7 protein-coding genes are annotated in these 7,756 nt (G+C 59.4%); 3 read left to right on the top strand and 4 right to left on the bottom strand.

Going from position 1 to position 7,756, the window contains the following annotated elements; genetic code table 11:
* The 3 genes from QZT63_RS15625 to QZT63_RS15635 form a co-directional block, all read left to right on the top strand.
* Positions 1-198 (top strand): hypothetical protein (locus tag QZT63_RS15625; protein ID WP_290652422.1); only part of this gene is annotated, 198 nt, incomplete at its 5' end.
* 514 nt (positions 199-712) lie between these two features.
* Entirely contained in the window at positions 713-1,441 is a 729-nt protein-coding gene (locus tag QZT63_RS15630) for an aspartate/glutamate racemase family protein (protein ID WP_290652423.1), read from the top strand.
* Positions 1,442-1,454: 13 nt separating this feature from the next.
* A complete protein-coding gene (locus QZT63_RS15635; protein WP_290652424.1) occupies positions 1,455-2,123 on the top strand; it encodes a dihydrofolate reductase family protein in 669 nt (222 codons plus the stop codon).
* Positions 2,124-2,448: 325 nt separating this feature from the next.
* Here QZT63_RS15635 and QZT63_RS15640 read toward each other — a convergent pair whose 3' ends face one another.
* The 4 genes from QZT63_RS15640 to QZT63_RS15655 all read right to left on the bottom strand — a co-directional run.
* Positions 2,449-2,967, bottom strand: a complete 519-nt coding sequence (locus QZT63_RS15640; protein WP_290652425.1) for a VOC family protein — start codon at positions 2,965-2,967, stop codon at positions 2,449-2,451.
* Between the two features lie 569 nt (positions 2,968-3,536).
* Complete coding sequence (locus QZT63_RS15645) at positions 3,537-3,995, bottom strand: ATPase (protein WP_290652426.1); 459 nt, start codon at positions 3,993-3,995, stop codon at positions 3,537-3,539.
* Positions 3,996-4,180: 185 nt separating this feature from the next.
* Positions 4,181-6,976, bottom strand: a complete 2,796-nt coding sequence (locus QZT63_RS15650; protein WP_290652427.1) for an aminotransferase class I/II-fold pyridoxal phosphate-dependent enzyme — start codon at positions 6,974-6,976, stop codon at positions 4,181-4,183.
* Between the two features lie 118 nt (positions 6,977-7,094).
* Positions 7,095-7,756: C45 family peptidase (locus QZT63_RS15655; protein WP_290652428.1), on the bottom strand; the 662-nt coding region annotated here is incomplete at its 5' end.

The following is a 7,756-nucleotide window of genomic DNA, read 5'->3' on the forward strand; positions in this document are numbered from 1 at the left end:
AGTCTGGGCGGCGCATCGCCCACGGCGCTGAGCCTGACCAAACGCGGCCTCAACGTATCCACGCTCAACGACTTGGGGACCATGCTTGAAATCGAGGCCGCCGGGCAGACCGTCGCCTTCGCCAGCCACGAACACAGTGAGGCCGTACGGCGTTTCGTGAACAAGGAAAAGCCGCTGTTCCACTGGCCCAGTGAGTAGAGGTGAGCGTCAATCCATCGCGATTGATCAGCGACCTATCCCTTCAAACGACAGATCCGGCACAGAATTAGTGGCCGGGTGAAAGCCGGGGATGGCGGGTTCTAACCCGTCCCTACAGCGTTCTTGCTGCTCATCTGGTCGACGTGTTGGTGAACCTTCGTTGTGCTCGACAGAGCGGGATGCCGGCTTCTCCCCATGGAAGACGGTAGGGTAGACCCAGGGCGCCGATGGGACAGACTTCGAGTCATGAACCATCATCACAATACCGGGAAAACTGACGGTGGCCTGAATGCGGACCGAGGAGCGCATGCCGGCGCTGGTATACCTGTTTCCAGGGCCGTGTGGATCGATGGAGTCCCCGCGATGCCCGCCCTAGCCCATCTTTAACACAGCTTTCAGAAACTATCGCCATGTCCAGGAATTACACGCGTCGAATGACACAAGGGGCACTACATGCCCATGCCGGCCGTACACCTTTGACGTAAGGCGCGCCAGTGTTTGATCGGGAGATTTCATGAAGACTATTGGGCTGATCGGTGGCATGAGCTGGGAGTCCACCGTACCGTACTACCGCCAGATCAATGAAACGATCAGGAAGCGGCTGGGCGGTTTGCACTCGGCGAAGATCATTTTGTATAGCCTCGACTTTCACGAGATCGAGCTGCTTCAGCGAGATGGCGACTGGGAGGCCGCGGGACTCGTCCTGGCCAATGCGGCGCGTTCGCTAGAAGCAGCAGGCGCGGATTTCGTGGTTCTGTGCACGAATACGATGCATCGGGTCGCTGGGAGCATCGAGGCCGCTATAGCGATCCCGCTGTTTCACATCGCCGACCCAACGGCTTCCGAAATAAAGCGAGCTGGCCTCTCAACCGTGGGATTGCTCGGTACGCGCGTCACCATGGAGCAACCCTTCTACAGAGAGAGGCTCGAACGGCATGGGCTTCAAGTCGTCGTTCCGCAAGCTCAGGACCGCGACACCGTTCACCGCATCATCTTTGAGGAGCTCTGCCTTGGGGTCATGAAGCCGGAGTCTCGGACCGCGTATCGGAGGATCATGGAGAACCTCGCTTCTCAGGGTGCACAGGCCATCATCCTGGGGTGTACGGAGATATCTCTTCTAGTGAGTCAGCAGGATTCCGAGGTTCCGCTGTTCGATACCATGGTCCTTCACGCTCAGGCCGCTGCCGAAGAGGCGCTTGCGCCGGTGTGCCCAACAACTGCTCGAACCCGACCGGCCTCATGACGGGAGTGTTTCCATGAGAAAGCTCATCGTATCTACGTTTGCGTCGCTTGACGGCATCATGCAAGCACCCGGCGGACCGGAAGAAGACCCCACTGGCGGTTTTAACCTTGGCGGTTGGATGTTCGGCTACGCGGACGAAAGCATGGACATCGCAGGATCAGGTTTCGACGGCAAGGATCGCGAGCTGGTGCTCGGACGTAGGACCTATCAGATATTCGAAGCGTACTGGCCGTATCAGCCGGATGACCACCCTATTGCGAAGACGCTCAATGCAGCGAAAAAGTATGTCGCTTCGCGCACGTTGGCGGTGCTCCACTGGAACAACTCGACCCTGCTTCACGGCGATGTCGTCTCGGCGATCATTGCTCTCAAGGCTCAACCAGGCCCCGACTTGCAGATAATTGGCAGCGGCAATTTGATTCAAACGCTCCAGGCCGCCTCACTGATCGACGAGTACAACGTGTGGACTTTTCCAGTGGTGCTTGGGCGTGGCAAGCGCCTCTTCAGCGAGACTGCCAAGCCATCGGCGCTGCGGCTCGTTCACTCTCAGGTTTCGCCCATCGGCGTTGTGATGAGTACCTATGTACCAGGCGGCGATATCCGGCCCGGTTCGTTCCCGAGTGCCGAGCCGAGCGAGAAGGAGTTGGCCCGACGCAAACTGATGGCAAATGACATGTGGTGATGTGAAGAGGAAAGTGCGCGCTAATCGGATAACCGGGAGCGTCTAAACCCCAGTCCCTACACCACCCGGCATGCGGGGCCGCACACGCCGGCGAATCCACTGATCGATCTCCGGGATCGGGCGGTAGTAGTCCGGGTATCTGACGTCCACCGGGCCATAAGCGGCACGCCTGCTGCGCATTCCGGAACAATGGGATGCACAAGACGATCCGGCAAAGGCGGTCTGAATGGCGGCTTTCATATCCATGCCGGGGGGAGGGCTACAAGGGGAGGCGGCGGCAATGGCCCGGAACGTCGCTGAGCGTGAAGCCGATCTCTGTGCGCGCTCAGTCCGCGCCTTTCTGGCCCCCGCTGATTTCCGCCAGTAGGGACTTAGTGTCGAGCGGGCGGGTGTACATGGCCAGTTGTCCGTCTGCTGTTCGAGGCCACTGAGCTTCGGGGCGGTCTCGGTAGAGTTCAACGCCGTTGTTGTCGGGGTCGCGCAAGTACAGCGCTTCGCTCACCCCGTGATCCGCGGCGCCATCCAGGGAGATGCCGGCGTCGATGAGCCGTTGCAGGGCGGCAGCCAGGTCGGCCCGTGTCGGGTACAGGATGGCCAGATGGAACAACCCGGTTGTGCCGAGCGCCGGCGGCGATCCGCCTTCGCTCTCCCAGGTGTTGAGGCCAATGTGGTGGTGGTAGCCGCCGGCGGCGATAAATGCGGCCTGCGAGCCGAATCGCTGCATGAGCTGAAACCCAAGGACTCCGCAATAGAACCCTAGTGCCCGCTCCAGATCCGCGACTTTCAGATGGATATGGCCGATCCGGGTTCCGGGCGGAATTGGGCGTGATGGGGTTGCGTCCATGGATCAACCTCTGACCAACCGGGGGCCGCCTCTTGGCGACTCCATTCTCCGACGCCTGCGGGGCCTCACGCCCCGTATTCGAACCAATCCGTGGTACCGCCATGAAAGTGACCGTTGCGACGTCTAACAATCATAGACCGAGAACCACCAACCGGGAAAGGACAGGGGCGCTCGCCACCGATCTCGTGACGTGCGACGGCCCAGAGGGCCGCCGCAGCCACGCAAAAAAAAAGCCCCCTCTGGGGAGGGGGCGGAAAGGGCGACTTGGCAGTCGCCTGGAGGAGAATCGAACATCAAGGGCGCAGTCCCAAACGAGCATTTGAAGCGTCCCCGTTTGTTTGCCCTGTCGATGTTGCTGTGCAGCATACTAGCCTAGACTGATTTGTCTGTCAAGCAGGTTGAGCGCTCCGGCAAAATTCTTACCTACCAGTAAGGAAAACCACTCTGCCTCCCCTGTTCAACACCCGGCCAGGGACCCGTAACTGTAAGATCAATCCCCAGGCACTCGCCCTCATGCGATGGAGCCGGAGACCACAGCAATGGCGGTCACCCGCTCGCGGCAACACGCCTCAGAGGTCCGCCATGCGCCCCACCTGCCGGCTAAGGCGCATGGCCTCGCGCTCTTGCCTTTCCAGCAATGATTCCAGCAATTCCCGCGCCTCGGTGCCACCGGCCGAGCGAAGCAGCGCTCTATAGCGATCAATGATCTGGCCGTGGAAATCAATGACCTCCCGCCAGATCTGCTCATATTGCAGCTCCGCGAAGTGGCCGTCACAGATGTGGCTCGCGTCGATGGGCCTGCGGGAGTGAGGATCGTAAAAGCTGGCACGCAATGCCTTGGTGCCCGCCTTTTGCTTAAACCCGGCGACGAGACTTTCCAGCTTTCGCTCATGGCCGGCCAGGTAATCAAGGAGCGCACTGGCCCGCTGATCCCCTTGGCGTCTCGCGCAATCCGCGAGGCATGTGGCGAGATGCCCGTGGAGTTGCTGCGTCCAGTTAATCAGATCTTCCAGGGTCTGTACGCTCACCAGCCACTCTCCGCACTTCGCGTGCCTGCCAAAGGCAGCCCCAACCTCACTGATACCATCGCATGTTCCGTGCTGCAGTGAGCTGACCTACGTCAAGGTTTGTGGCTGTTCGGCTGCGAGACCCGAAGGCAGGCTTGGGGTGCCACGCCCACTCATTTGAACCGTCGCGCACGGCCGGCGCAATTCTACGCCTCGAGTACCCGCCTCGCGGTTGCCTGCAGTGCCTCCTCAGTGAACACCACCAGCCCGAGCTCGGGCCTGTAACCGTGTATCTCGGTCACATCCAGCGCCATCAGGAAGCACAGAATCTGATCACTGATGACCTGGCCCGGCACCAGTACCGGGAACCCCGGCGGATAGGGGATCACGAAGGAAGCGGAAACCACGTCCCGCCCGGCCTTGATGATCTCCTGCAACTCCCCGTTATCGAAGCGCAGATACTCGAAATTCTGCTCCTCGTAACTGAGGAAGTAGGCGCGGCGAATATCGCCTTCCGCCGTATTGCCGTTCGGGTTTGGCCGAAAGGCATCGTGGAAGCGGCTGAAATCCGGCAGCGGCGGGAGATCCTCGGTCAGGGATTTCACCTGGTTCTTGATGATCTGTCTCTCTGGCCCGCTGCTCTCCTCCCACCGCAGGTCGAACTCCTTAGCCAGCTTGATCAACACATCGATCAGGTAGGCGATGGAACCGCGGGTGGTGCCAATATTGGTCATGAACAACACGGTATTGCGGGATGTCTTGTTGATTTGGATCCCGTATTTGTTCATGAGGTATTCGTTCTTGAACTTGTCACCGTCGATACCAGTCTTGCCGATGGCGATGGTGATGCGGGTCGGGTCGACTACGAACTCGTCATTGGCCCAGGCCTCCTCCATCTGGTCCCAGCCGCTGGCGGCGTCGTAGTAAGAGTCCACGCCGGAGCCACGGTATTCGAGCGGCACCAGGTCCTTGTTGACCAGCACCCGAAAGTACTTCTGGAGCAGTGGGTTGTCGTACAGGCGCTCGCGCAGGCTCAAGGCGGTTTCGACCTGGCTGTGCACCAACTCGAAGCCTTCCATCTCGGCCTGCATGCGGCCCACATCAAGGGATGCCAGGATCTGGTAGTTGGGCGAGGTGGAGGTATGGGTCATGTAGGCTTCATGGAAAGCCGACTCCACCTTCTGGCGGAAATCCTGGTCATGCACATGAATCATTGAACCCTGGCGCAGGGAGGTGAGGGTCTTGTGGGTCGAATGGGTGGCGTAGGCCCTGACTCTGACCGTGTCGGGATCCGGCAGCAGCTTGTTGCCCAGCCAGGTTTCATCATCCTCCGGATCCAGCAGATCAAACTCGGCCTTCCAGGTTGCGTACTCCTTCGCGTAGGCGCCCGAGCGGTACCTGTTCAGCAGCGTCCTGGCGGCATGCATGGCGGTGCGCGGACGGTACGTGGGGTTGAAACCGGCGAACGCGAACCAGGCCTCGTCCCACAGGAATACCAGATCGGGCTTGATGGCGAGGCACTCCTCCATCACCCGCCTGACGTTGTACACCACGCCGTCGAAGGTGCAGTTGGTCAACAGTAGCATCTTCACCTTGTGCAGTTGCCCGGAGCGCTTGAAGCCGAGCAGGGTTCTCTTGATGTCCCGCAGGGGAACGCCGCCGTACATGGAGTATTCATTCAGCGGGTAGGAATCAAGATAGGCCACATGCGCGCCGGACAGCACCATGCCGTAGTGATGGGACTTATGGCAATCCCGATCCACCAGGACAATGTCGCGGGGCTGAACCAGGGCCTGCACGACGATCTTGTTGGCAGTGGAGGTGCCGTTGGTGACGAAATAACTCTTGCGGGCACCGAAGGCGCGTGCCGCATATTCCTGCGCCTTCTTGATGGGCCCGAACGGCTGCAGCAGCGAATCCAGCCCGCCCGAGGTGGCCGAGGTTTCAGCCAGGAAGATGTTGATGCCGTAGAAATCGATCATGTGCCCCGCCCAGTGGGACTTGGTGATGGATTTCCCCCGAGAGATGGGCATGGCGTGAAAGACGCCCGTGGGCTTGCGGCTGTACTCGCGCAGGGCGTCAAAGAACGGCGTCCGGTAGCGATCATCGATGGCCCGCAGGATGGTGTGATGTTGCTCGATATAATCCGCGGCGCGGTAGAAAATGCGATTGAAGTGCCGAATGTCCTGGCTGGCCGCCTCCTCCACATCGCCGCTGGTCACCAGGAAGAGGTCAATCTCCGGGCGTATTTCACGGATAATGGAGCCGAGCAGAATACTCCGGGCGGCCTCCGATTGGTCCTCGAGTTCCTTTTCGGATAGCCCTTCAAGGAAACTGCGCAGGGCCCGGAGGTTGTACTTGGACTGGTACGGGAACTCGTAGCGGATCAGGCAGGCCTGGATGTTCGGGTTGATCAGGATCGCAATCAACGCATCTTCGAAACTCCTCACCGTGACCACATCGTAGATGAACCTGTCCTCGCTGCGGCGCACTCTGTAGAACGCTTCCTTTACTACCTCCTCCTCCTGCGGTGACATGGCGTCCACGATCAACAGTTCGAAATACGGCTGCGCCAGGCTGCTGGAGGCGGGGGAACCTCGGCGCAATTGCGCCAGGGAGTCCCTGGTGTCCAGTTCTTCGGAATCCCCATCTATTTCGCTGAGGTCGATATGCCGCCGGCGGTAAGACTCGCTGATCAGCGCGCGTACCAGGCGTTTGACCACCCGTTCCAGCAGCGAATAATCATTTTTGTTGAAGAGATCCCACAGATAGCGGAAGTCCCCTCTCGAGGGAAACGCATGGTAATCTTCGATGATCTCAAGGCGCGTCAGCTTGACTTCAATGGATTTAACAAGATTTTTGCGCGGCGCACTGTCCCTGGTCTTATTAAGCCTCCCCAACTCCCGCTTGATGGAATTCCATGTGTCAGCGCGTAGCTGCGAGATCTTGTGATAGAAACGAAGTGCTGTGTAAGTCGTTTCTGTGTTCGGCGTTTCCTGCATGATCGATCCTGCCTTGAGTTTTAATTCGCTTTCCAGGATTCTTCACCGCTAAGTGAGGCTTTCCAGCCGGGACCTGGGTCGTTTTGATTTCGTGGCGGGGTACACCCCCTGGCGCGACCTAGACTTGGGAGCCATGCCCACTGCGCTTGCGTTTTTGATCGTATTCGATCTGCACCGTCTGTTCCACGAAGTTTTCAAACGAGAGATCCAACCTGTGGGACGGCCAGAAAAATCTGGCCTGGCCTGATCCCGGCCAGTAAGCGGCAGAATAAACCGTGCCCAGCCCCCGGCGGTAATCGCGGCGAAACAGCGGTGCATCGGTGAACGCGGATATCAGGCGCTCTTCCGTCATCCGCGCATCAGCCACCAGAATCGAGAGCTGCCGTTCCCGGACCAGCGTTTCCGAAGCCAGGGCATGGGCATGCCATTCGATCTTCTTCTTCTGATGGTTGGTCGCCACTGCCGATCTCTTGATGGAAGTTTTCCTGTCTGGCGCAATCATGGCCGTGATGTAACGGCCTGAGCGGTCGGTCACGGTGATGTTGTAGGACATGTGGGTTGGGACCCGGCACAGGACGTCGGCGGCATCTTTCACCGTCTCGCAGAATTCCAGTATGTATCGCAGAATGATCGGCGCCCCGAAGCCATCTCCCACCACCTTCCGGCCGCCAAATGCCAGCGACAAGGCCAGGCCGCTATCGTTGATCCCGTCAAGCACGCCCCACAGGCAATCCGACATGGCGATGACCCGCTTGTCGTTCCAGTGGGTGTAGAGGATCG

Origin of the sequence: Aquisalimonas sp. (assembly GCF_007120195.1) — a bacterium.
Classification (GTDB): Bacteria; Pseudomonadota; Gammaproteobacteria; order Nitrococcales; family Aquisalimonadaceae; genus Aquisalimonas.